At 49.4% G+C, this 24,970-nt stretch carries 24 protein-coding genes and 1 other RNA gene; 16 read left to right on the top strand and 9 right to left on the bottom strand.

All coding sequences use genetic code 11. The annotated features are described in order from the left end of the window. Window positions 1-19: 19 nt before the first annotated feature. The 3 genes from VT06_RS08555 to VT06_RS08565 all read right to left on the bottom strand — a co-directional run bounded on the left by VT06_RS08555 (window position 20) and on the right by VT06_RS08565 (window position 2,167). Window positions 20-661, bottom strand: coding sequence for a cold shock and DUF1294 domain-containing protein (locus VT06_RS08555; RefSeq protein ID WP_046553877.1), 642 nt, complete (start codon window positions 659-661; stop codon window positions 20-22). A gap of 65 nt (window positions 662-726) precedes the next feature. Further along, window positions 727-1,644, bottom strand: a complete 918-nt coding sequence (nadC, locus tag VT06_RS08560) for a carboxylating nicotinate-nucleotide diphosphorylase (protein WP_046553878.1) — start codon at window positions 1,642-1,644, stop codon at window positions 727-729. A 1-nt stretch (window position 1,645) separates the two neighbouring features. Beyond that, window positions 1,646-2,167: a TIGR02281 family clan AA aspartic protease gene (locus VT06_RS08565; protein WP_046553879.1), complete on the bottom strand. Its 522-nt coding sequence runs from the start codon at window positions 2,165-2,167 to the stop codon at window positions 1,646-1,648. A gap of 68 nt (window positions 2,168-2,235) precedes the next feature. Here VT06_RS08565 and ampD point away from each other — a divergent pair, with 68 nt between their 5' ends. The 5 genes from ampD to VT06_RS08590 are packed head-to-tail and all read left to right on the top strand — an operon-like array spanning window position 2,236 to window position 5,840. Continuing rightward, on the top strand, window positions 2,236-2,808 hold the full coding sequence (ampD, locus tag VT06_RS08570) for a 1,6-anhydro-N-acetylmuramyl-L-alanine amidase AmpD (RefSeq protein ID WP_046553880.1): 573 nt from the start codon (window positions 2,236-2,238) through the stop codon (window positions 2,806-2,808). Continuing rightward, complete coding sequence (gene ampE / locus VT06_RS08575; protein ID WP_046553881.1) at window positions 2,805-3,692, top strand: regulatory signaling modulator protein AmpE; 888 nt, start codon at window positions 2,805-2,807, stop codon at window positions 3,690-3,692. Before ampD ends, ampE begins: the two co-directional genes overlap by 4 nt. A 1-nt stretch (window position 3,693) precedes the next feature. After that, on the top strand, window positions 3,694-4,152 hold the full coding sequence (locus tag VT06_RS08580; RefSeq protein ID WP_046553882.1) for a thioesterase family protein: 459 nt from the start codon (window positions 3,694-3,696) through the stop codon (window positions 4,150-4,152). 46 nt (window positions 4,153-4,198) lie between these two features. Continuing rightward, a complete protein-coding gene (gene rarD, locus VT06_RS08585; RefSeq protein ID WP_046553883.1) occupies window positions 4,199-5,113 on the top strand; it encodes an EamA family transporter RarD in 915 nt (304 codons plus the stop codon). Window positions 5,114-5,162: 49 nt separating this feature from the next. Then, on the top strand, window positions 5,163-5,840 hold the full coding sequence (locus VT06_RS08590) for a DUF599 domain-containing protein (RefSeq protein WP_046553884.1): 678 nt from the start codon (window positions 5,163-5,165) through the stop codon (window positions 5,838-5,840). Between the two features lie 25 nt (window positions 5,841-5,865). Here the strand turns inward: VT06_RS08590 and dolP are convergent, their stop codons facing one another. The 4 genes from dolP to VT06_RS08610 are packed head-to-tail and all read right to left on the bottom strand — an operon-like array spanning window position 5,866 to window position 9,189. Next, a complete protein-coding gene (dolP, locus tag VT06_RS08595) occupies window positions 5,866-6,432 on the bottom strand; it encodes a division/outer membrane stress-associated lipid-binding lipoprotein (RefSeq protein WP_046553885.1) in 567 nt (188 codons plus the stop codon). Beyond that, a complete protein-coding gene (locus VT06_RS08600; protein ID WP_046553886.1) occupies window positions 6,429-7,016 on the bottom strand; it encodes an SIS domain-containing protein in 588 nt (195 codons plus the stop codon). Before VT06_RS08600 ends, dolP begins: the two co-directional genes overlap by 4 nt. Before the next feature lie 11 nt (window positions 7,017-7,027). After that, on the bottom strand, window positions 7,028-7,372 hold the full coding sequence (locus VT06_RS08605) for a YraN family protein (RefSeq protein ID WP_046553887.1): 345 nt from the start codon (window positions 7,370-7,372) through the stop codon (window positions 7,028-7,030). Window positions 7,373-7,374: 2 nt separating this feature from the next. Next, window positions 7,375-9,189, bottom strand: coding sequence for a penicillin-binding protein activator (locus tag VT06_RS08610; RefSeq protein WP_235357389.1), 1,815 nt, complete (start codon window positions 9,187-9,189; stop codon window positions 7,375-7,377). A gap of 109 nt (window positions 9,190-9,298) precedes the next feature. Here VT06_RS08610 and rsmI point away from each other — a divergent pair, with 109 nt between their 5' ends. Both rsmI and rnpB read left to right on the top strand, forming a co-directional pair. Continuing rightward, window positions 9,299-10,153, top strand: a complete 855-nt coding sequence (gene rsmI, locus VT06_RS08615) for a 16S rRNA (cytidine(1402)-2'-O)-methyltransferase (RefSeq protein WP_046553889.1) — start codon at window positions 9,299-9,301, stop codon at window positions 10,151-10,153. A gap of 18 nt (window positions 10,154-10,171) precedes the next feature. Beyond that, an RNA gene (rnpB, locus tag VT06_RS17530) (RNase P RNA component class A) lies at window positions 10,172-10,551 on the top strand. Between the two features lie 139 nt (window positions 10,552-10,690). Here rnpB and VT06_RS08620 read toward each other — a convergent pair. Then, a complete protein-coding gene (locus tag VT06_RS08620) occupies window positions 10,691-13,534 on the bottom strand; it encodes a TonB-dependent receptor (protein ID WP_046553890.1) in 2,844 nt (947 codons plus the stop codon). A 240-nt stretch (window positions 13,535-13,774) separates the two neighbouring features. Here VT06_RS08620 and VT06_RS08625 point away from each other — a divergent pair, with 240 nt between their 5' ends. Further along, a complete protein-coding gene (locus VT06_RS08625; protein WP_052750205.1) occupies window positions 13,775-15,175 on the top strand; it encodes an SH3 domain-containing protein in 1,401 nt (466 codons plus the stop codon). Between the two features lie 11 nt (window positions 15,176-15,186). Further along, window positions 15,187-16,281 carry a dipeptide epimerase gene (locus VT06_RS08630; RefSeq protein ID WP_046553891.1) on the top strand — a complete coding sequence of 365 codons (1,095 nt, stop codon included), beginning with the start codon at window positions 15,187-15,189 and terminating at the stop codon, window positions 16,279-16,281. 28 nt (window positions 16,282-16,309) lie between these two features. On the opposite strand, the gene VT06_RS08635 is transcribed toward VT06_RS08630, so the two are convergent. Further along, window positions 16,310-17,176, bottom strand: a complete 867-nt coding sequence (locus VT06_RS08635) for a MurR/RpiR family transcriptional regulator (protein WP_235357390.1) — start codon at window positions 17,174-17,176, stop codon at window positions 16,310-16,312. Between the two features lie 371 nt (window positions 17,177-17,547). Between VT06_RS08635 and mraZ the strand changes: the two genes are divergently transcribed. The 7 genes from mraZ to mraY are packed head-to-tail and all read left to right on the top strand — an operon-like array spanning window position 17,548 to window position 24,969. Further along, window positions 17,548-18,012: a division/cell wall cluster transcriptional repressor MraZ gene (gene mraZ / locus VT06_RS08640; RefSeq protein WP_046553893.1), complete on the top strand. Its 465-nt coding sequence runs from the start codon at window positions 17,548-17,550 to the stop codon at window positions 18,010-18,012. Next, the gene (gene rsmH, locus VT06_RS08645) at window positions 18,013-18,972 is read left to right on the top strand and encodes a 16S rRNA (cytosine(1402)-N(4))-methyltransferase RsmH (protein WP_046553894.1); all 960 of its coding nucleotides are present in this window, start codon (window positions 18,013-18,015) and stop codon (window positions 18,970-18,972) included. Beyond that, window positions 18,969-19,277 (top strand): cell division protein FtsL, encoded by a 309-nt coding sequence (ftsL, locus tag VT06_RS08650; protein WP_046553895.1) that lies wholly within the window; start codon window positions 18,969-18,971, stop codon window positions 19,275-19,277. The genes rsmH and ftsL overlap by 4 nt, the downstream gene beginning before the upstream one ends. After that, on the top strand, window positions 19,274-21,025 hold the full coding sequence (locus tag VT06_RS08655) for a penicillin-binding transpeptidase domain-containing protein (protein WP_046553896.1): 1,752 nt from the start codon (window positions 19,274-19,276) through the stop codon (window positions 21,023-21,025). The genes ftsL and VT06_RS08655 overlap by 4 nt, the downstream gene beginning before the upstream one ends. After that, window positions 21,015-22,475, top strand: a complete 1,461-nt coding sequence (locus VT06_RS08660) for a UDP-N-acetylmuramoyl-L-alanyl-D-glutamate--2,6-diaminopimelate ligase (RefSeq protein WP_046553897.1) — start codon at window positions 21,015-21,017, stop codon at window positions 22,473-22,475. The genes VT06_RS08655 and VT06_RS08660 overlap by 11 nt, the downstream gene beginning before the upstream one ends. Continuing rightward, window positions 22,472-23,893, top strand: a complete 1,422-nt coding sequence (gene murF, locus VT06_RS08665; protein WP_046553898.1) for a UDP-N-acetylmuramoyl-tripeptide--D-alanyl-D-alanine ligase — start codon at window positions 22,472-22,474, stop codon at window positions 23,891-23,893. The genes VT06_RS08660 and murF overlap by 4 nt, the downstream gene beginning before the upstream one ends. Continuing rightward, window positions 23,887-24,969, top strand: coding sequence for a phospho-N-acetylmuramoyl-pentapeptide-transferase (gene mraY, locus VT06_RS08670; RefSeq protein ID WP_046553899.1), 1,083 nt, complete (start codon window positions 23,887-23,889; stop codon window positions 24,967-24,969). Before murF ends, mraY begins: the two co-directional genes overlap by 7 nt. Window position 24,970 lies beyond the last annotated feature (1 nt).

Here is a 24,970-nt window from a genome sequence, read left to right on the forward strand (position 1 = left end):
AGCGGCTAAAGGTGCAGCGTTATGACCACAGCGCCAAGCGGCCCAGAAATAACTTACCGTGTTGCGATAATAACCACAATAATAACAAGCCATTGCCAATAATAACCAGTAAAAACTCACGTTGAAATAAAAATTTACGACGCTTGTGTGCCAGTTTTTTTTGCGCCAGTAAGGCGCCGGGCCAGCCCCCAATCAGGCTAAATAGCTGTAAACTTTGTTCAGGCAGGCGCTGGCGCTGGCGGGCAATAGCGGCAGTCTTGTCAGCCTGATACAGCCAATAGGTAAATAAGCTGGCTTCAATATACAAAATAGGCAATACATAAGGCAGGGTGCCAAACAGTAAGGCAACAACCACCAGTACTAAAAAAGCACAGCGGAAGTACAACGCCACATCTTGGGTGTAGTCGAGATCGATAACAACGGGTTCGTTTTTTGCTGTGGCCATAGCGGCGGGGGTAATGACTGCCAGTTGGGTAGCCAGTGGCCGGCCGTGTTTATCCACGCCTAGGCTAAACTGTAACCGAGCCCCTTCAGCTGGGCGAATTTTGGTATCGGCAAAGTCCCGGATATGAAAAAAAAGTTGTTGCTTATCGTTATCGGGCACGACGAAGCCAAAACCTTTATCATCGCGCCAATGTACTACCTTGCCTGTCAATTGCATCGACGGTAGCTAAGCTCCGGTTATTACGATGGGGGCAGTGTAACAGAAGTTAGCTGAACAGTGGTTTAACTAGTTACCGGCATTATTTTCACAATGCTTAGGCGCATTGATAAATCGATAGCCTGCACATGCTTGGTTAACGCGCCGCTGGAAATAAAATCGACGCCGGTTGCTGCAAGTACGCTTAGTTTCTCGGCGGTAATATTGCCTGACACTTCCAGTTTCGCCCGGCCATTATTTATTTTTACGGCTTCGCTAATGTCGGCCAAGCTGAAATTATCCAGCATAATAATATCGGCGTTGGCGGTTAAGGCTTGCAGCAGTTCATCCAGGTTTTCGGTTTCAACTTCAACCGGCTTACCGGGGAAGTTTTGTCTGGCTTGCAGCACGGCGGCACCAATTGAGCCGGCGGCAGCAATATGGTTTTCTTTAATTAAAAAGGCGTCAAATAAGCCAAAGCGATGATTTACACCCCCGCCACATTGCACCGCATACTTTTGCGCAAAACGCAGCCCCGGTATGGTTTTTCGGGTATCGAGCAGCCGGGTGGCGGTGCCAGCCAGCATGCCGACATAAAACGCGGTTGTGGTCGCGGTGCCACTAAGTAATTGCAGAAAATTTAAAGCACTGCGCTCGCCGGTTAACAGCAAAGGTGCTGGGCCAGTTAACGTGCATAACAAGCTATTTGCATCGACCTTGTCGCCATCTTTAACCTGCCAATCAATACTAACGACAGCTGCCGACGCGTGCCGGTTCAGCTGAGCAAATACTTCGTCTACCCAGGCAGTACCACACACCACACAGGCTTCGCGACTAATAATAGTGGCGTTGGCAAGTTGCCCGCCAGGGATAAGACTAGCGGTAATATCGCCCTCTGCTAAGGCTAAAAAGCCTAAGTCTTCGGCTAGGGCGGCTTGCACACTACGGCTAATTTCCGGTACCAGGTAACGATGCTGCGATGCGGCTGTTGGCTGCTCTGTCATATTAGTTTCGCTGAATTAGGGTAAGTTGGTTGCCTTGCTGGCGGAATTCTAACTGGTTTAAGGCGCTCATGCCTAACAATATCTCGGTGCCACCTAAATTCGGTACCACACTGGCAGACACCTGTTGCAGGGTTATATCGCCTAATTGTAAGGTTGCTATCTGGCTTAAATAAGCAGTGGTAATGCCATTTGCCGTTGCCACCTGAATTTGTCGGCCGCGTGGTAAACCCAGTTTGTCAGCGGTGCTTTGGGCAATAGCGACGGTAGTGGCGCCGGTATCTAACATAAAGTCGACGGGTTGGCCATTTAGCAGCGCCGTGCCAACGTAATGGCCGGCGCGATTTCGAATAAGCACCGTGCTAATTTCGCCACTGCTGTGTTGTATGCTTTGCAGCTGCTGATTCGGATTGCGTTTTGCCGCCAGATAATCCTGAAAAAACAGAAATAGCATCACTAATAATATAAGCCAGGCTAACCAACTAAAGGCTTTAGCAAAGGGGCTTCGTTGCTCGGGAGCTTGCATTAAACGGCCTCAACAATGACAATAGTGCCCTAGCTTAATCACAGTGCAAGCTAAAGGCAAAAATTCTGATGAAAACCACTGCTACTCCACGTTGTCCAACGCTGCTGCAAAGGCCGTCCGGTCATTACGATGAACGGCCGGCCGGCGTAGCCATAAGTTTGTTGGTCATTCACAATATCAGCCTGCCTGCGGGGCATTTTGCGCCAGTGCCGCAACAAGGTAGTTATGTTGATGCCTTGTTTTGTGGCCGCCTCGATTGCAACGCCCATGCTAGTTTTAGCTCGCTGCAAGGGGTAACTGTTGCCGCCCATTGTGTCATTTGGCGTGACGGCAGTATTTTTCAGTACGTACCTTTTAGTCAACGCGCTTGGCATGCCGGTAAAAGTGAGTTTGCTGGCCGGGCCAACTGTAATGATTTTTCGATTGGGATAGAGTTAGAAGGCTGCGACAATTTACCGTATACTGAGCAGCAATATCAAAGCCTGGTAGCGTTAAGCCACTACTTAATGACATGCTATCAAGATATTAGTCCACAGCGCATTGTGGGCCATTGTGATATTGCACCCGGGCGCAAAACGGATCCGGGGCCGGCATTCGACTGGTTAGCATACCGAATAGCACTGAAGGAGAGCAGGGAATGACATTAATAAGTATGTTATTGGCGCTAATAATCGAACGGCTGGCCGTTCGTAGTAATGCCTGGCAAGCGCAGCGTTATGTGCAGGCCTATTTACGGTTAAGTAGCAAAACGCCACTGGCTGGGCTGGCACGGCATCAATTCGGCCAGTATATATGGCTGTTATTGCCTGGCGCTGTGGTCATGTTGCTACTTTGTCTGATCGACAATCGGTTGTTGACGCTTATCGTCAATACGCTGGTGTTATTGGTGGGTATCGGTTGTTGGCATTATCGGCAATTATACAAGCAATATTTGAATGCTCAGGAACGCGGAGATGCTGAAGCGGCGTATCTGGTTATTGAACAAATTCGCCGTGACAGTGCCAGTAAAACTGAGCAAACTAGCTATGGCCAAACCATGGTGTGGCTGAATTTTCGCTATTACGCGGCTACCGTATTTTGGTTTTTACTGTTGGGTGCTTTTGGTGTTATTACCTATGCCTTATTGCGCCAGTTGCATGAACCGCTAACCCTGGCCACCGCCGCATCAGACCAAGAATCAGCAGCCACTGATTACAGTAGCTTACAGCCCGCTAGTGATACTCCCGACGCAGTACACTATCTTAACTACTGGGCACAGTGGTTTCCTACCCGATTATTTAGCCTTGGTTTTGCGCTGGTTGGGTACTTTTCGCGGGCCTCTAACACCTTGTTGGCCTATTTTCTTGATGTTAAAACTGCTAACGAGCAAGTGCTGACAGAGGTTGCCGTAGCGGCAGAGCCTATTGACCCTGAGCTGCGTAATACCGTAGATGAAACCAGTGCTATGGTGCAGCTGGCTAAGCGTAATATGCTGTTTTTCTTAGCGTTTGCTGCGGTGCTCACCTTAAGTGGTTTGTTGAATTAATATGCTGCAATCACCCGAACAGTTGTTACCTTACATTGCCGCCACCTTTGATCAAATGCCGTTTAATCGCTTACTTGGCTTGCAGGTAAGCCGCTTTGCCGAGGATCAGGTTGAAGTGCATTTCCCCTGGGCTGAACAGTTAGTCGGCAACCCAATACAGCAAATTTTACATGGCGGGGTTATCGCCACGGTACTGGATGTGGCCGGCGGTATGATGGCCGTCGCCAGTGCATTAGGGCGCTTTAGTAATATTGAGCAAAGTGAACTGGTGCAGCGTTTTGGCAAAATGAGCACTATTGATATTCGCACCGACTATTTACGGCCTGGCCGCGGCAAGCATTTTATTGCCACCGCCAGAGTGATCCGTGCCGGTAATAAAGTTGCGGTATGCAAAATGGAGCTGCATAACGAACAGGGTGTACATATTGCTCTGGGTACTGGCACTTATCTGGTTGGCTAGCACAAGCGCCACCCTGGCCTAACAGCCAACTTTCTGGGGTTACAACATGTCGTTAAGCAGGGAACAAAAGCTTGGTGGTGCCTTCGCCGCCAGCGCTTACACCCTTTGGGGTATCGCCCCGTTATACTTTAAACAACTTAATTTTATTGCTGCTGCTGAAATTCTGGTGCATCGGATTGTCTGGTCTTGTCTTTTATTGCTAGTGGTATTAATCGCCTTAAAGCAAGGCGCTCAGCTGCGCCAACTACTGCGTCAACCTAAACTGATTTTATGGCTGTTATTTACTTCAATTATTCTTGGTGCTAACTGGGGGTTGTTTATCTGGGCAGTGAACAGTGATCACATGCTGGATGCCAGCCTGGGCTATTATATTAACCCATTGCTAAATGTATTGTTGGGCATGCTATTTCTTGGTGAACGGCTGCGGCCACTGCAGTGGCTGGCATTGGGGTTAGCAACCAGCGGGGTGGTGATCCAGATAGTCATTTTTGGCTCTATTCCCTGGGTAGCGTTAGCCTTAGCCAGCTCGTTTGCTATTTATGGTTTACTGCGTAAAAAACTGGCGGTAGAAGCCATTACCGGGCTGTTTGTTGAATCGTTACTGCTGTTGCCTGTGGCGTTGTGTTACTGGTGGTTTTACGCTGACAGTAGCGCGGTAAATCTGTTGAATAACAGTGTTGGCCTTAATCTTATGCTGGTAGCGGCGGCCTTTGTGACCACTATCCCGTTATTGTGCTTTATCGCGGGTGCCCGTCGATTGCAGTTATCGACCATGGGCTTTTTTCAGTATATCGGCCCCAGTATGATGTTTTTCTTTGGTGTCTGGTTATATCATGAGCCGCTGCGGCCAGCCAGTTTGATCACCTTTGGTTTTATTTGGTTAGCGTTATTTATTTATACTCTGGATGCGTGGCGGCGAAGTCGCAGCCAGCAAAGAATTCGCCGCAGCGCCGTTTGTTAGTTTACCCAGAGCCGTTTTTTCGCCCATAATGCTGTTATAGGAGCATGCTATGCCTGGCCCGTTAGACGTAATTGCGGTTATCTGGTTTTTTATGTTGTGGATAGGCTACACCCTATTTGCCAAGCGCCGGGCTAAGGTGGTGAGTTGTTTATCGTTCGAGTTGCGGCGCAAGCGCACCGACTGGATGCAGAAAATGCTGACCCGTGAAAACAAAATGGCCGACGTGGGCTTAATTTCTACTTTGGAGCGCAATGTTACGTTCTTTGCTTCCAGTTCGCTGCTTATTCTGGCGGGTTTATTAACCGCCATGTCCTCTGCTGAAAAGCTTAGTATTATGTTGTCTAATCTGGTGCCCTGGTCTACTTTCACCGAGGGTTCAGTGCAATTAAAACTGCTACTGCTGACCTTTATTTTCGTATTTGCTTTTTTTCAGTTTACCTGGTCGTTGCGTCAGTACGGCTTTTGCGGAGTGTTAATTGGTGCGGCGCCAGATGGTCGAAATTTAAACGAGGATGATCAAGCGTTGTATGCTAATCGGGCGGCAAAGGTAATTGATCAGGCAGGCCATTCTTTTAACTATGGCTTGCGCGCCATCTATTTTTCGTTGTCAGCATTATCCTGGTTTATTGACCCTATTTTATTTATGGTGGCGACAATAGTGGTGATGATAGTGATGCAGCAGCGCGAGTTTCACTCGAAAGTGCTAAAAGCGCTGCAAGAATGTTAGGGCATGCTGTTGTGTACTAAGCTGGTTACCGTTCAAAAGCTTTAATTACCCGTGATACGCCATCAATATGGCGGGCAATATCTACGGCTCTGTCGGCTTCTGGCCCTTTAACCAACCCCATTAAAAATACTTCCGCATTTTCGGTTACCACTTTAATATTTAGGCCACTAATATCATCTTCGGATAATAATTGGCTTTTTACCTTAGTGGTAATCCAGCTGTCGCGGGTACGGGTGGCTAAAGACGTGCTGTTACCTAATCTGATTTGATTATGGATGTCACGTACCCCAGGGGTATCTTTAACCAGTAGTTCGGCTTGTTGTTTAATGCTGTCGCTACTGACCTGACCGGTTAGCAAAATAACACCGTTATAGCTGGTGACATTAATATTACTCTCATCAGGGATACTCTCGGCCGTACCGATAGCACGCCTAGCCCGGACCACAATGCTGTTGTCATCTAGCTGCGAGCCGAGTGTACGCCGATCGTTGGCGGAATTAGCGGCAGTAGCGCCGCCGGCAACCACGGCGGCAGCGCAGCCTTGTAACAACATTACAGTGGCTGCTACAGCGATAATTTTGCTGGTATTCATAGTTCTCCTTGCTGTGGAAACAGCGTAGTGTCAATTAACTCGCAAATACAATGCAGTAAAAAAGTGTAGCATTCAAACACCCGCGCCGGGCGATGCGCCGGTACTTTTAATTCAACGTCTTGCTGGCTTAATAAACCCGCCAGGTCACTGTCATTATCAACCGTTAGGGCCAATACTTTCATGTCATTGGTCACGGCGGCTTCGACGGCTTTAATCAGGCTTTGTTCAGAGCCGGTAAGCGAAATAACCAGCAGTACATCGGCCGCAGTGCCTAAAGCACGAACCTGCCGCGCCAGATAATCCTGATTAATATGGTTATCAGGGTGCAAGCTCGACATATCATTTTGCAGTGCCAAGGCTGGCAGGCAAGGGCGCTCGGTTTCAAATTGGTCCAGTAGCAGCTGAGCAAAATGGCAAGCCAAACCATGGCTGGCACCGGCACCACAGCAAAGTACCTTACCACCATTAATAAGACTATTGGCGATAACTAAAGCCCCGCTTTCAATGGGTTCGGCCAGCGCTTCGCTGGTGGCGATCATGGTTTGAATATTTTCGCTGAACAGCTGTCGGATATGTTCCTGCATTACCTTTCCTTCTAACTGAATGCGTTTTGCACCCAGTTGTAATGAAAGGGCTCTCGCCCTTCAATTGCTAATACGTCAATCCGGCAAGCCTGATCCTGACCACCATGTTGTTGCAAATACCAGCGCACTGCCCGCAGCAGCTTTTTTTGTTTAGCTGGTGTAACGGCCGCTAAAGCACCACCAAAAGCGTTACTGGCGCGGTATTTTACTTCAATAAATACCAACTGTGAGCTTTGGCGCATCACTAAATCAATTTCACCGGCTTTGCACTGAAAGTTACGACAAACTAGAGTTAGCTGCTGTTGTTGCAAGTAAGCCAGCGCCAGTTGCTCATAGTACTCACCTTTATTGTTCATGCTTAGGGTTCTTGTACCGTAATAAGCCGATTATTGCGATAACTGGCCCAACTTAGTCTGCGCACTATGCTACCGTTCGCATCTAAACTTAACTGGCCGGTTAATCCCGAGAACACCAGCGCTGGTAAATACTGCTGTTGTTTCAACCGTGCCACCAGCTGATAAGCATCATGACCCATCGCAAATAGCCGTTGCAATACTTCATCCTGCTCGCTAAACAACTGCTGATACTGTTCTCGTAACAGTACACTACTTTGCTCACCAAGCATCCAGGGCATTTCGGTAAAGGTTAAGCCGTTTAAATCACGCTGCTCGTTCCGGTCAAGGCTGGTGCTAAAGCTACGCGAACTGGCATACACTGGCAATCTCGGCGCGGTCTGGTTTACCGCCACATCAACATAGGGTTTAAATAAACGGGTTTGTACCGGATCAGCTAACAAGTAAATGGCATCAATATCCAATCGGCTATGCGGTTCGGCTTCCAGTTTGGTGTTACTACCAAGCAAACTACTAACGTTACGGATGCGGCTCTGGCTGGCATCAAGTTCCAGCAAGTTACTAACAATCGCTTCCAATTCAGCTTTGGCACTAAATTGATATAACTCTGGGGCCGCATAGCCCATGGCTTGCCATTGGCTGGCAAAATGTTGCTGCATCCGCTGGCTAATATTATTACGGGCGCTTATTACCACCGGCTTGTGGTAGCTTTTCTGTTGAAACAGTTGGGCCATCTGGCTGGCTTCATCTTCCATGCTTAGCGCAAAAAAGAAGTGGTTATCGCGTTTTTCCTGTGCCGGATTACGACTGTTTAAAAACAGCGTTGGCCAGGGCCAATCGGCTTGTTGGCTAAAGATATCAACTTGGTCACGTAATAGCGGGCCTATCACAAAATCAACTTGTTGTTGTTGTAAGGCCTCGGTAATTTGAGCAGGTGTTTGCTGGCTATCAATAAACAGCAGTTGTACCGGCTCGCCTTTGTATTGGCTGGCGGCACTAATTAAGCCAGCTTGCAAGGCTTTCGCATGGGCCCGAAAGTTACCGCTAAACGGAAGTAACACCGCAATTCGACTGGGCTGGTAAGGTGTTAATTGCAGCAGTTGCTGCAAAGCTGCCGGTAAGGCAGCTGACTTGGGCATAAAAGGATAACGGCGATGCCAATCGGCTAGCGCCTGCTGTAACGCTTGTTGCTGGCCAATATGCAGCCGGCTTAATTCGGCCAAGTTTAACCAGGCCAGGTTGCGGTTGGTGGCATTAGTGCGCAGTGTTGTCAGGTTGTTTTGGTTTAAGGTCGTCAGTTGCTGCCATAATAAATCCCATAGTGCGGGATAGGCAGAATTACTCTGCTGCAGCTGGTCTAGTTGCAATAGCCAGCTACTAGCGGCCAGACTGCGTTGTTGCTGGGCATAAAACTGACTTCCCTGCCATAAATAGGTGCTGATATCGGCTTTAGGCAAGCTATCAATATTCGTTTGCTCCAGCAGCAGGTTAGCCCGCTCTATTTCGTTATTAGCCAGATAAGCTTGTAACAACAGTACCGTATTGCGCTGGCGTACCAGCTTGTATTCACTGTTGGCTAAGGTGTAGCAAATAGCCAGCGCCAGCGGATACTGTTGCTGCTGTAATGCTGCTTGGGCTGCCCGTAGTAAATGAATTTGCCGTGCCTCTCCCTGGTAATCACCGGCTTTTTGATAAATATCGCGGGCATCTGCCATAGCCGGCATGGCTAAGGGTTGCTCGATAGCGTTGGTTGCAATGGGGCCTGCAGCCGGTGTAGCCGGTTGCTGGGCACAGCTGGTTAGCAGGCCGCTGAGGCACAAAAAAAGCAGTGTCTTTAATTTGCTGGAATTCACGTTGCACAGTACCATTAGGCTTTTAATAGGGCTATCTTACTGAGACTGCCCGCCAAGCTCAAATAAATAGCGAAATATGACTAAACAAATTGGATCGTTGTACGTTGTTGCTACGCCTATTGGCAATTTAACTGACATTAGCGAGCGCGCGATAGCCACCTTAAAACAGGTTAGCTGTATCGCGGCTGAAGATACCCGGCATACCGGCAAGTTACTGGCACACCTGGGGGTGCAAACCCGTACGTTGGCGCTGCATGATCATAATGAAAAACAGCGGGCCGCCAGTATCATTGCCCGTTGCCAGGCAGGGGAAGCGGTCGCGCTGGTATCGGATGCGGGCACGCCATTAATCAGCGACCCTGGTTATAACCTAGTTAGGTTGTGCCGTGAGGCGGGGGTAAACGTGGTGCCTATACCTGGCCCTTGTGCTGTTATTACCGCGCTTTGTGCTGCCGGGTTACCCACCGATAAATTTTTGTTTATTGGTTTTCTGGCGGCTAAAAGCAACCAGCGTCAGGCGCAACTGGCGGCGTTGCCGGCCGCAGTGGGTACGGTGGTGTGTTATGAAACCGCCCGGCGTATTCAGGCATGTCTCGATGATGTTGCAACAGTGCTCGGGGCGGAGCGTCAACTGGTGTTGGCCAAAGAGCTAACCAAAACCTATGAAGCCTTTTGCCATGGCACACCGGCACAAATACAGGCCTGGCTGAATGCCGATCCGCAGCGCTGTCAGGGCGAAATGGTGCTAATGATAGCACCTGAACCGGCCAGAGCCGCCAGCGACATCAGCGAGCAAGTGCAGCAAACCTTGAAAATTTTACTGGCTGAATTACCGGTAAAACAGGCGGCAGCGCTGACCGCACAAATACACAATGAAAAGAAAAACCCGCTGTATAAGCTGGCGTTAGAATGGGCTGGCAGTTCAGCCTGATTAGCGTATAATCCGCCCTGAGTTGGCCAAGGCAATCGCTGCTTGCGTAAGCAAGGGGAGGAAAGTCCGGGCTCCACAGGGCAGGGTGCCAGGTAACGCCTGGGAGGCGCGAGCCTACGACCAGTGCAACAGAGAGCAAACCGCCGATGGCCCGCCTTTCTTTGGAAAGAACGGGATCAGGTAAGGGTGAAAGGGTGCGGTAAGAGCGCACCGCGCGGCTGGCAACAGTTCGTGGCACGGTAAACTCCACCCGGAGCAAGATCAAATAGGCCCTCTATGGCGCGGCCCGCGTTGAGGGCGGGTAGATTGCTTGAGGCTTACGGTGACGTAAGCCCTAGAGGAATGATTGCTACTCTGGCAACAGAGCACAGAACCCGGCTTAATGGCCAACTCGCTTAATATATTAAACCGCGCTAAGCCGATAATGCTTAGCGCGGTTTTTTTATGTCTTGCTTTTTATCAATGGATAGACAGCTTGTCGTTATAAAAAAGCCCGCACAAGGCGGGCAAAAGGTACCAGGAAGAGCGGGTGCTGGCTTACATAAACTTATATTCCAGTAACAAGGTATAGGCCCGGCCCCGAGGATCCGCCACGCGTGGCTCCCAGGCTGCACCGGCAGCAAAGTCGTTCTGATGCGCGGTAAACGGTGGGTCTTCATCAAGCAGGTTTTTAATACCAAATGTCAGGCTTAAATTGTCGATAGCCTTGTAGGTTACGCTGTAGTTATAAGTAATGTAGGTATCTACCTTCGGATCCCATTGCGCTGGCACAAAACTGCCATTACGAACGCTTACCGGTAACTCATCGTTATAGCCATCACGATAAAGCTGGGTCAGGCTGTGGCTCCAGTCACCAAGCACATAACTGAAATTCAGCGTGTGTTTCCATTTTAATGGCAAGTTGAAATAGCGAACATACTCGCCAACCAAATTCTCACTATAGGGTAAGCTATCAATGCCTTTCGTTTTAAAGGTGTCAATATAACTGCCATTGAGGTTTACTTTCCAATTGCCACCCGCTAATTCGCCGGTTAGGTTGGCATCCAGTTCAATACCACGGGTTAAAGTACCGCCCGAGTTAATATAACGACGGTCTATTGCCACAATCTGGCCTTGTCCATCGCGGATCCAGTTATCCGTAAACAGGTTATAGTTTTCAATCAGCACGTCACGCGGCGCTGAGCGAATGGTATCGGTACGTTCAATTTCCCACCAGTCGATACTGAAATTAAAGTAGTCCACTGGCACCACCACAAAACCAAAGCTCTTCTGCTCAGATTCCTCTGGTGACAAATCTTCTTTGCCGCCGAAAATTTCTACCGGCTGAATACGACTACAACCGGCAATCGTTTCATCAGCCACACCGCTTGGACAGGTAGCCGGATCGGCTAAATCTAAGCCGGTATACTGTGACTCGGTAACACCATTAAACAATTGATTAAACGACGGCACTTTAAAGCCGGTACTATAGGCACCGCGGAACATCAGCTGTTCTATTGGCCGAAAGCTGAACGATATTTTTGGATTAGTAGAGCTACCAAAGCCATCGTATTTGTCATAGCGGCTGGCGAGCGTTACGTCCAGGTTATCCAGTACCGGTAAGTACACTTCAGCAAATACAGCTTTAATATCACGGCTTACTTTGTCCAGCACGTTAGCATTATCAAATGGCGCTAAAAATACCGGGCGCATTTCCGCTCGCTGGTCACCATTAAACTTAAACTCTTCTCGTCGCAAATCGGTGCCCACCGCCATCATAATGTTGCCACCAGAGAGCTCAAACGGAATTTCACCAGAGAGGGTGGCGTCAATTTGCGTCATAATCGACTCGCCGCCATATAATTGCACACCGCGCGCCGAAGCGGCGTTTAGTGCTGAGAGACCGGCAGCTGATTGGTTTTGTCCTGGCAGTAAAAACGGGTCAATTAAACCACTGCCCAATACTTGTTGTAACTTATCGGTAAAGTAGTAGCCGTCGCCCAATACTGAATCAGACTCGCTGGACGCTCTGGAAATACCGGCGTTGTAATCCCAGCCAGCAATAACCCCTTCCAGCGACGCCAACAAACGATAGGCTGAGGTGGTAGTTTCAATTTCACGGCCACCACAGGTCATACAACGCCAGCGGTAAGCAATAGCTTCGCCGTAATTAAGTTGCGCGGCGCCAAAGTAACCCTCCAAGGCATTATAAATACGATCGTATGAAGCGCCGGTACTCGGGTACCAGGTGCTGGGGCCAAAGGTTGAACCGGGAGAAATTTGATAGGGTTCAAATGCCTTACTGACATCCACTTCCGAGGCGACAAATTCTAGGGTTGCAAGATGATCTTCAGACAGCTTAAAGGTGGCACGACCAATAAAATCCAAGCTTTCTTGCGGTTGCTGAATACGGGCAGCGGCCGGGTAATCCCAGGCACAAGCATAGCGGGATGACGCTGAACTCCACAGCTGGTCACTATACGGTCCCATATTAGCACCGCCGTTTTCACAGCCAGCACCACCAGGCAAGTCAAGAATGTTAATGGCGGTAACCGATTGACCATCCCGTGGGTCTACTAAGCCGGTACCAATTAAATTAGGCTGACTAGAGCCGCGGTTAAATACGGTGGCAAACGGCGTGCCGCGGGTGTCTGGTGACAAGCCACGCTCTGGCTGAAAGGTATTAGAGAAAGCGCGATCGTTGCCGGCCAGTACTTCATTTTTCTTATAAGACAAGGTGCCAAATACGTTCCAGCCGTCCTTGTTAATGTCGCCAGTACCCAGCAGCAAATTGGTGCGGTAGATATTACCGCCGCCCGCTTCCGTATGATCAACAAAGGTCGACACTTCCGCACCGGTGTAATCTGACTTGGTAATAAAGTTAATAACCCCACCGATAGCATCGGTACCGTAGACCGCAGAAGCACCATCTCGTAATACCTCAACCCGTTCCAGTGCGGCAAAAGGAATAGAATTTAAGTCTACCGCGCGGCCTTTTAAACCATGGGTGGCTACCCGGCGCCCGTTTAACAGCACCAGTGTTGCATCCGCACCTTGGCCGCGAAGGTTCGCACCCGATACTCCGTTGTTGCCCCGTTGCTCTTCAGAGACGATACCGCCATTACTGGCCAGGTTATCAGACGAGTTACCGGCAATATTCATTTGCAACAGCAGTTGTTCTGCTGAGGTGATACCTGCGGCATCAATATCGGCACGGCTGAACACCGTAATAGGTAAGTCACCTTCAACGGAGGTACGTTTAATACTAGACCCGGTTACCCGGATCCGTTCAACTTTGGCGTCAGTCGCCATTGTATCGGTTTGTTGAGCGGTATCTTGGGCAAATACTTGTGTGCTCAAGCCTGCTAGGGCAAAAGCCTGAACCAGCTTATTTAACTTCATCACTTTCTCTCCTGGAGTGGCGTATTTCTGTTTTTATAATGGTTAACCGTTACCCGGGTCTGCTTGCCCGTTTTAATGTTTATGCACATGTTTATTTTCTGCACAAAATGAACATAGCAATAAATTTTTGGTTTTGAAAATAATTTATGCTAAAAACTATTAATAATTGGAATATTTGATTCTAATTGCAGCTATTATAAAAGTTATGCGAGCTAATTGCTGTGCTATTAAGAGGGTAAAATGAAGCTAAGTTGTTGTTTTTTATTGGTAGTATGCTTAAGCGCTCTCTGTTTTCAGCAAGGTGCTTATGCCGAGTCAGATATTCCGTTGTTAAAAACCGAACAGCTGCATGCCCGCTATTGGTTGCAGCAGTTGACAGACGCCAACACGGTATTGCTGAATCAGGCCCAAATAAGTGCCCGTAATGTCCAAACCTATGCGCAGCAAGCCAGCATGACCGAGTTGGCCAGTTTGCCCGCCAGCTTTTCAGCCGCGGCATTAACCGCCATTATTGTTAATGCCAGTGCCAACGCTGACCAACCACGATTTTACAGCGATGGCCGCGCCGTTAGTGCCGCACAATGGCAGGCTTACCAGCAACGCTTAAATACTGACGCCGTACGAGCTAGCAACCCACTGCAGTTTGCTCTGGTGCTTACGCGCACGGCGTTACGAAGCATGCCAACTAATGATCGGGTGCATAACCAGAATATGGCTCTGGATTTAGATCGTTTCCAGGAAACCGCTTTATTTCCAGGCGAAGCGGTAGCGGTGCTACATCACTCCCGCGACCAGCAGTGGTGGTTAGTGCAAAATTACCATTATATTGGCTGGGTACAAGCGAACGATTTGGCCATAGGGCCACGCGAGCAAGTGTTAGCCTACAGCAAACAAACACCATTTTTAGTGGTCACGGGTGCCCGGGCCTATACCAGTTTCACCCCTGAATTACCGGCAATTTCAGCGTTACTATTAGATATGGGATCGCGGCTGCCGTTAATGAGCAGCAACGAAACCGGCCACAATGTACACGGCCAAAACCCGCATGCCAGTTATATTGTTAAACTGCCCATCAAAAACGTCGATGGCAGTCTGGGTTTTAGCCCGGCACTTATTGCCCGCCAGCAAGATGTTAGCCTGGGATACCTGCCCTACACCCCAGCCAATATTGTGCAGCAGGCATTTAAATTTCTCGGCGATCGTTATGGTTGGGGCCACGATTATGACAGCCGCGACTGCACCGGCTTTATTATTGAAATTTATCGTAGTTTTGGTATAGATATGCCGCGTAATTCCGGCCAGCAGGGCGAGGGCGGCTATGGTCGTAATGTGCTTTTTAGCCCGCAAAGCAGCCACACTGAAAAGCTGGCGGCGTTAAACCAGGCGGCGGTAGGTGATTTAATTTACCGGCCCGGTCACGTTATGCTGTATTTAGGCGCCGCTAACGGTGAGCCTTTTGTTATTCATTCAGTGCATGAACTGGCCTACTTTTCTGACACTAATACTGATACTACAGCCGCCAAGCCCGTGTTGTATCAGGGGGTGTTAAATGGTGTTGCTGTTACGCCGCTAACCCCGCTGCAACTCACCGCTAACAGCAGTTATCTGGATAAAATATACGCTATTAAATCATTGCGTTAATTGAGGGATATATGAAAATTACCAACATCCGGCTGGGTATGCTGACCATACCCTTAAAAACCCCGTTTAAAACGGCGCTGCGCACGGTACAGCAAATTGAAGATGTCGTGGTGATAGTCGACACCGACACCGGCCATAGCGGGTATGGCTCAGCACCGGCTACCGCCGTCATAACCGGTGATATTCATGGCTCGATTATTGATGCCATTAAAAGCGTGCTAAAACCCAAACTGCTGGGGCAACAGATTGCCGACTTAAACCATATTATTCGCCTTATTCAGGGCGCTATAATGAAAAATTATAGCGCTAAAGCCGCGGTTGAAATGGCGGTATATGACTTGTTTGCTCAGTTGTATCAGGCGCCGTTATACAAAGTATTGGGCGGTGGCGTGCCAAAAATAACCACCGACATTACCATCAGTGTCGACTATATCGATAAAATGGTAGCCGATTCGCTTAGTGCGGTTGAGCGCGGGTTTGAAACCTTGAAAGTGAAAGTGGGTAAAGATATTGGGGTAGATATTGAACGGGTTAAAGCGATATATGCCGCCGTAGCGGGTAAGGCATTAATCCGGCTGGATGCCAACCAAGGCTGGACAGCTAAAGAAGCCGTGTATGCACTGCGGAAATTAGAAGATGCCGGCGTGCGGCTGGAGCTGGTAGAGCAACCGGTAAAAGCTTACGATTTAGAAGGTTTAAAATACATTACCGAGCGGGTTAATACCCCGGTAATGGCCGATGAAAGCAGCTTTGGCCCGCGCGAAGTGATTGACCTGATTAAAATGCGCGCCGCCGACATTATTAATATCAAGCTGATGAAAACCGGCGGTATTGCCAATGCAATAAAAATTGCCGACATTTGCTCGTTTTACGACATGCAGTGCATGATAGGTTGCATGTTGGAGGGCAGTATAAGTGTGGCAGCGGCGGTGCATGTTGCAGTTGCAAAATCGGATGTTATTACCAAAATTGACTTAGATGGCCCGTCGCTTTGTGCGTTTGATCCGGTGCGCAGTAGCGTTAACTTTAATGACGCCGACATTACCATTGGTACTGCGCCAGGCTTGGGTATTACTGCCATCGAAGGCTTAATAATGTTGCCGTAACGGTTGCCGGTTCTGTGGCAGGATATGCTTAGGGTTTTTCCAGCAAACCGAGTAATTCGGTACTTTCTGTTAACGCCCGGTCATTATTCTGCCACTGGCAAAGCTGCAAATACAACATATGGCAAAGGTGTTGTTGCGCTAGCTGGGTTAAAATGGGGTTAAGCCGGATATCTTCCTCAGCACTAAGCGTAAATAAGGTAATGTCAGCAGCCAGATTTTGCGCGTTAGTTTTATAACTGGTCATCGAAATTATTTTTAGCTGCCGGCTTTTGGCGTAATGCTCCAGTTTTAATAAATCGCTATTTTGGCCTGAGTCTGATACCAGCAGTAACACGCTATTGTCAGTTAAACTTCGTGCCAGTTGCAGCGCCAGTGCCGGATCAGCATGATGCAGTGCCAGTTTGCCCAGCTGCAGTAATCGAAACTGCATATCTGCCACTACTATGGCCGACTTAGCAAAACCCGCCAGTAAAATTAAATCGGCCCCTTCTAACAAACGTGCTGCCTGTAGCAGGGTTTTTTCATCATTAATAGTCAGTAAGGTTTGTAAATGTTGTTGCAGGCTAAATTGCAATTGCTCACCAATACCTAATAAACTGCCATCATCAGTATTTTTATCAACTTGGTCGCGGTTTAGTGTGCTGGCAGTAACCACGGCTTCATTAATGGCCAGCTTTAAATCCGGGTAACCTTTATAGCCTAGCTTTTGGCAAAACTTTACCACGCTTGATTGGCTAATCCCCACCGCGTCAGCGAGCTGCTGCGACGAGTAGTCGCGCAGCATATGCGCATTGTCCAGAATAAATTCGGCCAGTTTGCGCTCGATAACCGACATCTGGTCCAGCATGCCACGGATTTTTAGTAAGCTCAGCATAGGCGTTATTGGTTGCTCCACCGGTGCGGTTAGCCGTGACCGGCAAAAAATTAGTTATGCAATATGTAAATTTATATTGAATAATTTATTCAGCAATAGCAAGTTTTCTGGTAAAAAAGCTAGCGACCAGATCACCCTGACTATTACCCGTTTGGTAAAAATTACGCTGCAGCACTTTCCCACCAAAATCATCAACTTCACTTTGGCTACTGTTTTTACTGGATCGTAATCGCTAAGCGTACGGGGTTTTACCTTGACAAGCGTTAAAGCTGAGCCCTAAACTGTATCGTTGTGGGGTTTTGTGGGTAATTGTGGATCACTTTCGGCTTTCCGGACGATTCAGGCGGGTGCTGCGCTAAAAAACGCAGCCCGATTAACCAGGCAGATAAGTTATGTTTCGTGGGTCATTTACACTGACATTAGATGATAAGGGCCGGTTAGCGCTTCCCGCGCGTTACCGTGAACACCTATTGTCTGAAAATCAGGGGCATTTGATCTGCACCATCGACTTGCACGACCCTTGCTTATTATTGTATCCGCTGGCTGAGTGGGAAGAAATAGAAGAAAAGCTAAAAGCCCTATCCAGCCTTAACCCGCAGGAGCGCCGTTTTCAACGGGTACTGCTGGGCAATGCTACCGACTGCGACATGGATAAAAGTGGCCGTATATTAGTGCCGGCGCCACTGCGCCAGCATGCTGGTTTAACGAAAAATATCCGTCTGGTGGGTCAACTTAATAAATTTGAAATCTGGGATGAAACCGCCTGGCACGAGCGCTTAACCGCTGATATTGAGCTGGAACAAGCACAGGCCGGCACGGTGGAATTATCAGAACGATTACAGGACTTTGTACTGTAGATGACTAATAATGCCCATATCGCTGTCTTGCTGCATGAAGCAATTGACGGACTCGCTATTAAAGCCGACGGGGTTTACCTGGACGGTACCTTCGGCCGTGGTGGCCATAGCCGGGCTATTCTCAATTTACTTGGTCCTACTGGCCGTTTATATGCCATAGACCGCGATCCCACCGCCATTGCTGCTGCAGCCCCACTGCAAGCTGATGTGCGTTTTCATATCAGCCATACCCCCTTCGCCGCCCTGGCAACCGTCGCTGAGCAGCAACAGCTCAGCGGTAAACTTAATGGCATTCTGCTTGACTTAGGCGTGTCATCACCACAACTTGACGATGCTGACCGTGGTTTTAGCTTTATGCGCGATGGCCCGCTTGATATGCGCATGGACCCCAGCAGCGGCGTGTCGGCTGCCGAGTGGCTAAACAGTGCCGATGTTGAAGATATCAGCTTTGTATTACGCGAATATGGTGAAGAGCGCTCTGCCTGGCGTATTGCTCAGGCTATAGTAGCTGCAAGGCTGGAAACCCCGTTCACCCGTACGGCGCAGCTGGCAAAATTAATTAGTGAGACGGTGCCGAAAAGTCACAAAGAGAAAAAGCATCCGGCCACCCGTAGCTTTCAGGCTATCCGCATTTACGTAAACAGTGAACTAGAGCAGGTTAAGCTGGCACTGCATGCGGCAATGGCGGTATTAAAGCCGGGTGGCCGGCTGGTGGTGATCAGTTTTCATTCATTAGAAGATCGGTTAGTAAAGCAATTTATGCGTCGCTATTCCAAAGGCGAACCCGTACCGCGTGGTATGCCGTTAACCGAAGCTCAGTTAAACCATGCTATTCCGCTAAAACTGATTGGCAAAGCCATGATGCCTGCCGAGGCCGAGCTTATTGCTAACCCCAGAGCCCGCAGTGCGGTGCTGCGCATAGCAGAAAAACAAGACCTAGCGGGGAAACCTGCGCTATGAGCCACATTCAACTGGAACGGTTAATTAGCCAGGACTGGCGCGAGCATAAGCTGGTAGCGCTGCTCTTGCTGGCCTGCATTGCTTCGGCTTTAACGGTAGTGTATCTGGCGCATTTAAACCGGCAGCTAACCATAGCCCAAGACATGCATTACCAGCAGCGCGACCAACTGGATACCGAGTGGCGCAATTTATTGCTGGAACAGCGTTCGCTGGCCGAACATAGCCGGGTAGAAGATATTGCCAGGCGCCGCCTGAACATGCAGCGGCCTTCTGGCGATAGCGATATTATGGTGAGGCCGCAATGACTGCTAAACCGCGTAAAAGCCAAGCTAAAGCCCGCCAGTATCCGGCCGTGATCAACTGGCGTTTTGCCTTTGTAATGGTCAGCATCTCGGCGGTGTTTGTGGCGCTACTGGCCCGTGCTGCCTGGTTGCAGGTGATCGAGCCAGACATGCTGGTAAGCCAGGGTGATTTGCGTAGCCTAAGGGTTGAAGCCGATACGGTTATGCGCGGCATGGTGTTCGATCGCCACGGTGAAGCCCTGGCGGTAAGTGTACCGGTTGAAGCCATTTGGGCAGATCCTAAAATTGTTATTGAACGCAACGCCCCCGGTGACGAGCGGCGCTGGCATGCGCTGGCCGACATAATGCAAATGACCCCGCAACAGTTGTTAAGCCGGGTGGGTGATAACCCACAACGGCGTTTTGTTTACTTGCAGCGCCAGGTTAACCCGGCGGTGGTGGAGTACGTTAAAAAGCTGAAAGTGCCGGGGATCCATTTTCGTCAGGAATCAAGACGCTATTACCCCGCCGGCGAAGTCACGGCGCAGCTGATAGGCTTTACCAATGTCGATGATGTTGGCGTAGAAGGTGTTGAAAAACGCTTTGATGCCCTATTAACGGGTACTGCCGGGCGTAAAGTATTTCGTAAAGACGCCAAGGGTCGTGAAATTGAAGTGCTTGAGCGCCATGATTCGACCGCGCCGGCTAATGTGCAATTAAGTATTGATCAGCGCATTCAAACGGTGGCCTATCGTGAACTGAAAAAAGCCGTATTGTCGCATGGCGCTACGTCAGGCTCAGCCGTGGTGGTTGATGTCGCCACAGGTGAAGTGCTTGCCATGGTGAATAGTCCGTCATTTAACCCGAATAACCGCCGTAACACGCCGGTACATCGTTTTCGTAACCGGGCCATTACCGACACCTTTGAACCTGGCTCTACCATGAAACCACTGGCGGTATTAAGTGCGCTGGAGTTTGGTACCGCTACGCTTGATACCATAGTGGACACCAGCCCCGGTACCATGCGCATTGGTGGCAGTTGGGTACGTGACCCAAATAATTATAAAAAGCTCGATTTAACCGGCATTATCCAAAAATCCAGCAATATGGGCGTGGCAAAACTGGTGCTGGAAGTACCGCAACAACATGTGCTGGGCCTTTATAACAGCATGGGATTAGGCGAAGAAACCGGGCTGGGATTAGCCGGTGAAAGTAGCGGCATATTCAGTTACCGGCAGCGCTGGTCAGACTTTGAACGCGCCACCTTCTCCTACGGTTATGGTTTATCTGTTACCGCTGTGCAGCTGGCCCGCGCCTACGTTACTATGGCAAACGGCGGTATTAACCGGCCACTTAGCATTATCAAAAATATGGAACCCTATGCTGGCCAGCGGGCTATAAAACAGCAGTATGCTCTGGCAATGCTGGAAATGATGGAAGCTAATATTGGCCCTGGTGGTACCGCAACTCGTGCGCAGGTGCAAGGTTACCGGGTAGGTGGCAAAACGGGTACTGCTCGTAAAGCTATTGCCGGTGGCTATGGCGATGATTACATTGCCTCGTTTGTTGGCTTGGGCCCAATATCAGATCCAAAAATTGTTACGGTGGTGGTAATTAATGAACCCGCCGGCGATGTCTACCACGGTGGTGAAATTGCGGCGCCGGTGTTTGCCAGTATTATGGGTGCCAGCCTGCAACTGTTAAATGTTACCCCAGACGCTAACACAGGTTCTGCGCTGATTAGCCGTAACGGAGGCCGCAATGGTAACTAACCAACTGCATTTATGGCTGCCTGAAGTAAGCCAACAGTTTGCCGACCGGCCGCTGCGACATCTGCAAGTAGATAGCCGTAACGTGGTCAGCGGCGATGTGTTTGTGGCCCTGCCAGGTATAAACCAGCATGGTAATCAGTTTATTGACCAGGCATTAGCACAGGGCGCGGCGCTGGTATTAACCGACAGTGGTCATTATCCGGATCAACCGGTGATGGTGCTGGCCGATTTAGCCGAGCAAATGCCAGAACTAGCCGCTCGTTTTTACCAGCAGCCACAAAAACAGCTGCAATGCATTGGTATTACCGGCACTAATGGTAAATCCAGTACCAGCTGCTTTATTAATCAGCTAGCCGAGCAACTGGCTACGCCAGCGGCGGTAATAGGTACTTTAGGCTATGGCCATTGGCAGCAGTTGACGCCACTGGCTAATACTACGCCGCATTATATTGAATTGCAGGGTATTCTTGCGCAGTTTGTGCAGCAGCAAAGAAAAATAGTGGCAATGGAAGTATCGTCACACGCGCTGGTGCAGCAACGGGTTGCCGGTATGCAATTTCAGGTCGCGGTGTTTACTAATTTAAGCCGCGATCATCTCGATTATCATGGCAGTATGGCGGCGTACGGCCAGGCAAAAAGCTTATTGTTTCAACCTGATATGAGCCGCTGTGCAGTACTTAATGTCTCCGACCCTCTTGGTAAAGCGTTGGCCAGCCGGTACGATATTCCGGTTTGGGCATATGGTAAAGCTGAAGATTGCCAGCAGCAGTCGCGGTTTTTGGGTTATCACCAATTAACGGCTACAGAACATGGCTATCAGTGCTTGATTAGCAGTCATGCTGGTGAACATCAGCTGCATTTGCCATTATTGGGCGAATTTAATATTCAAAACGCCTTGGCGGCTATCGGCAGTTTGTTGGCACTGGGGTATGATTTAACCGCCTTGCTGCATGCCGCCGCAAAGTTAAAGCCGTTGGCCGGACGTATGGAGCAATTCTTGTTCAAGCATGGCGTCACGGTGGTGGTAGATTATGCTCACACCCCTGATGCCCTGCAACAGGCACTAATCGCCTTGCGTCAGCACTGTGCGGGCCGCTTATGGTGTGTGTTTGGTTGTGGTGGTGATCGCGACAAAGGCAAGCGACCCATTATGGGCCAGTTGGCGCAGCATTTTGCCGATCACAGCATCATTACCTCTGATAATCCCCGCAGCGAGCTGCCTTTAAAAATTTGCCAGGAAATAGAAACCGGTATGCAGCATGCCGACAACTACTGCATTGAGCCAAACCGTCAGCTCGCGATTAAACTGGCGCTGGCCAGTGCCCAGCAGGGCGATGTGATCCTGTTGGCTGGCAAAGGTCACGAAACCACGCAGATTATCGGCCAGCAGCAGCATCAATACGACGAGCGTGCTTACGTGCGGCAACTGATGTCGGAGATGGCATTATGATTACGCTAAGCTGTACCGAAATAGCAACCATGGTGCAGGGCCGGTTAATTGGTAACGATCAGCCGATCAATACAGTCAGCACCGATAGCCGTAACATCATTGCCGGTGGGCTGTTTATTGCCTTAAAAGGCCCGAATTTTGACGGCAGTCGTTTTGTTGAAGACGTTATTGCTAAAGGTGCCGTCGCGGTAATAGTAGACACACCACTCGATAGCACGGTTAGCCAGATTGTGGTGGCAGATACCCGCGTAGCACTGGGCCAGTTAGCCGCGGCAATTAAAGCCCGGGTACAGCCAAAAACCATCGCGGTAACCGGCAGTGCCGGTAAAACCACCGTTAAGGAAATGCTGGCGGCCATTCTGAGCCGTTGTGGCAAGGTATTAGCAACCGAGGGTAATTTTAATAATGACATCGGCGTGCCGCTTACTTTATTACGTTTAACCGCAGCTGATAAATTTGCCGTGTTGGAACTGGGTGCCAACCATGCCGGCGAAATTGCCTATACCACGGCCCTGGTAAAGCCCGACGTGGCCATTATAACCAATGCGGCTGCATCACATTTAGAAGGCTTTGGTGACACCTTCGGTGTTGCCAGAGCGAAAGGCGAAATTTTCTCCGGGGTAGCGTTGGGCGGCACCGTTGTTATTCAGCATGACAGCGAGTTTACCGGGTATTGGTTAAGCCGCTGTGCCTCGTTAAATATCATTCGTTTTGCCAGTTACTACCAGGCTAAGGCTACAGCGCAAAACCAGCCAGATATTACGGTAAACCCCGCTGATATCCGGGCCGAAAACATAGTGCTAAATGACTTGGGTTGCGCCCGTTTTAACCTGGTGTATGGCGATGAGCACGTGTTGGTTCAGCTAAGCCTGCCGGGTAAACATAATGTGGCCAATGCGCTGGCCGCTGCTGCTGCTGCCATTACGGTTGGCGCCACGTTTAGCGATGTGCAATTAGGGCTGGCACACATGGCCGCGGTAAAAGGCCGCACCACTATTAATCAGTTAAATAAGCAGTTAAAAATAATTGATGACAGCTACAACGCTAATGTCGAGTCAGCTAAAGCCGCCATTGACTTACTGGCCAGCTATTCCGGTTATCGGGTGCTGCTGTTAGGTGACATGGCCGAGCTGGGCGCCGATGCCCGTATTTATCATGAAGAAATTGGTTTATACGCCAAAAAAGCGGATATTAATCTGTTATTCACCCTGGGCGTGTTATCACAGAGCGCGAGTACCGTGTTCAATGGACAAGGTGCTCATTTTAGCTCGCGGCAGTCAATGTTAGACCAACTAATGCCGTTAATGTTAAGCCAGCAACAGGTCACCATCCTCGTTAAGGGTTCGCGCAGTGCAAAAATGGAGTTAGTCGTGCAAGACTTGCTAGAAAGATGTCAGCAGGAGCATAGCCCATGTTAGTGTGGTTAACCGAATATTTGACGCAGTACATTAGTTTTTTTAATGTATTCAGTTATTTAACCTTTCGCTCCATTTTGGGGGTTTTAACCTCCTTATTTCTGAGTTTATATTTTGGCCCTATCCTAATCGCCCGACTGCAAAAAATGCAAATAGGCCAGGTAGTGCGCGGCGATGGCCCGGAAAGTCATTTTTCTAAAAGAGGCACTCCGACCATGGGCGGTTTGCTTATTTTGGGCTCAATTTTAGTGAGTACCTTGCTGTGGGCTAATTTAAACAACAAATACATCTGGGTAGTACTGTTTGTGTTGGTGAGCTTCGGTACCATCGGTTTTATTGACGACTACCGCAAAGTAATTCGCAAAGATCCCAAAGGCCTGATCGCCCGCTGGAAATACTTTTGGCAGTCAGTTTTTGCCATTATTACCGCGCTATTTCTGTATATGACCGCAGAGCGCCCAGCAGAAACGGCCTTGTTAGTGCCGTTTTTAAAAGACGTAATGCCGCAATTAGGCTTGCTGTTTATCGCGCTGAGTTACTTCGTTATTGTCGGCACTAGCAACGCGGTAAATCTGACCGACGGCCTGGATGGCCTGGCAATAGTGCCGACTATTATGGTCGCCGCCGCCTTCGCTATTATTGCTTACGCCAGTGGTAACGTTAATTTCGCGGCTTACCTGAATATTCCTTATTTACCCTATGCCAGCGAGCTGGTGGTGCTGTGCGCCACGATGATCGGCGCCGGGCTGGGGTTTTTATGGTTTAACACCTATCCGGCGCAGGTATTTATGGGCGATGTTGGTTCACTGGCGCTGGGCGCAGTACTGGGTGTTATTGCTATTTTAGTTCGTCAGGAAATTGTGTTGTTTATCATGGGTGGCATTTTTGTGATCGAAACAATATCGGTCATTTTGCAGGTTGGCTCATACAAACTGCGCGGCCAACGGATATTTCGCATGGCGCCTATTCATCATCATTACGAGTTAAAAGGCTGGCCAGAGCCACGGGTTATTGTCCGGTTCTGGATATTATCCATTATTTTTGTACTGGTGGGTCTGGCGACCCTGAAACTGAGATAAC

This window comes from Arsukibacterium sp. MJ3 (assembly GCF_000987765.1).
In the GTDB taxonomy this organism is placed as follows: Bacteria; Pseudomonadota; Gammaproteobacteria; order Enterobacterales; family Alteromonadaceae; genus Alishewanella.

What these genes read in the sequence shown, in the direction of transcription:
- VT06_RS08555 (WP_046553877.1), bottom strand. Translation starts at nt 661, where the DNA reads ATGCAATTGACAGGCAAGGTAGTACATTGGCGCGATGATAAAGGTTTT.
- nadC (WP_046553878.1), bottom strand. Translation starts at nt 1,644, where the DNA reads ATGACAGAGCAGCCAACAGCCGCATCGCAGCATCGTTACCTGGTACCG.
- VT06_RS08565 (WP_046553879.1), bottom strand. Translation starts at nt 2,167, where the DNA reads ATGCAAGCTCCCGAGCAACGAAGCCCCTTTGCTAAAGCCTTTAGTTGG.
- ampD (WP_046553880.1), top strand. Translation starts at nt 2,236, where the DNA reads ATGAAAACCACTGCTACTCCACGTTGTCCAACGCTGCTGCAAAGGCCG.
- ampE (WP_046553881.1), top strand. Translation starts at nt 2,805, where the DNA reads ATGACATTAATAAGTATGTTATTGGCGCTAATAATCGAACGGCTGGCC.
- VT06_RS08580 (WP_046553882.1), top strand. Translation starts at nt 3,694, where the DNA reads ATGCTGCAATCACCCGAACAGTTGTTACCTTACATTGCCGCCACCTTT.
- rarD (WP_046553883.1), top strand. Translation starts at nt 4,199, where the DNA reads ATGTCGTTAAGCAGGGAACAAAAGCTTGGTGGTGCCTTCGCCGCCAGC.
- VT06_RS08590 (WP_046553884.1), top strand. Translation starts at nt 5,163, where the DNA reads ATGCCTGGCCCGTTAGACGTAATTGCGGTTATCTGGTTTTTTATGTTG.
- dolP (WP_046553885.1), bottom strand. Translation starts at nt 6,432, where the DNA reads ATGAATACCAGCAAAATTATCGCTGTAGCAGCCACTGTAATGTTGTTA.
- VT06_RS08600 (WP_046553886.1), bottom strand. Translation starts at nt 7,016, where the DNA reads ATGCAGGAACATATCCGACAGCTGTTCAGCGAAAATATTCAAACCATG.
- VT06_RS08605 (WP_046553887.1), bottom strand. Translation starts at nt 7,372, where the DNA reads ATGAACAATAAAGGTGAGTACTATGAGCAACTGGCGCTGGCTTACTTG.
- rsmI (WP_046553889.1), top strand. Translation starts at nt 9,299, where the DNA reads ATGACTAAACAAATTGGATCGTTGTACGTTGTTGCTACGCCTATTGGC.
- VT06_RS08620 (WP_046553890.1), bottom strand. Translation starts at nt 13,534, where the DNA reads ATGAAGTTAAATAAGCTGGTTCAGGCTTTTGCCCTAGCAGGCTTGAGC.
- VT06_RS08625 (WP_052750205.1), top strand. Translation starts at nt 13,775, where the DNA reads ATGAAGCTAAGTTGTTGTTTTTTATTGGTAGTATGCTTAAGCGCTCTC.
- VT06_RS08630 (WP_046553891.1), top strand. Translation starts at nt 15,187, where the DNA reads ATGAAAATTACCAACATCCGGCTGGGTATGCTGACCATACCCTTAAAA.
- mraZ (WP_046553893.1), top strand. Translation starts at nt 17,548, where the DNA reads ATGTTTCGTGGGTCATTTACACTGACATTAGATGATAAGGGCCGGTTA.
- rsmH (WP_046553894.1), top strand. Translation starts at nt 18,013, where the DNA reads ATGACTAATAATGCCCATATCGCTGTCTTGCTGCATGAAGCAATTGAC.
- ftsL (WP_046553895.1), top strand. Translation starts at nt 18,969, where the DNA reads ATGAGCCACATTCAACTGGAACGGTTAATTAGCCAGGACTGGCGCGAG.
- VT06_RS08655 (WP_046553896.1), top strand. Translation starts at nt 19,274, where the DNA reads ATGACTGCTAAACCGCGTAAAAGCCAAGCTAAAGCCCGCCAGTATCCG.
- VT06_RS08660 (WP_046553897.1), top strand. Translation starts at nt 21,015, where the DNA reads ATGGTAACTAACCAACTGCATTTATGGCTGCCTGAAGTAAGCCAACAG.
- murF (WP_046553898.1), top strand. Translation starts at nt 22,472, where the DNA reads ATGATTACGCTAAGCTGTACCGAAATAGCAACCATGGTGCAGGGCCGG.
- mraY (WP_046553899.1), top strand. Translation starts at nt 23,887, where the DNA reads ATGTTAGTGTGGTTAACCGAATATTTGACGCAGTACATTAGTTTTTTT.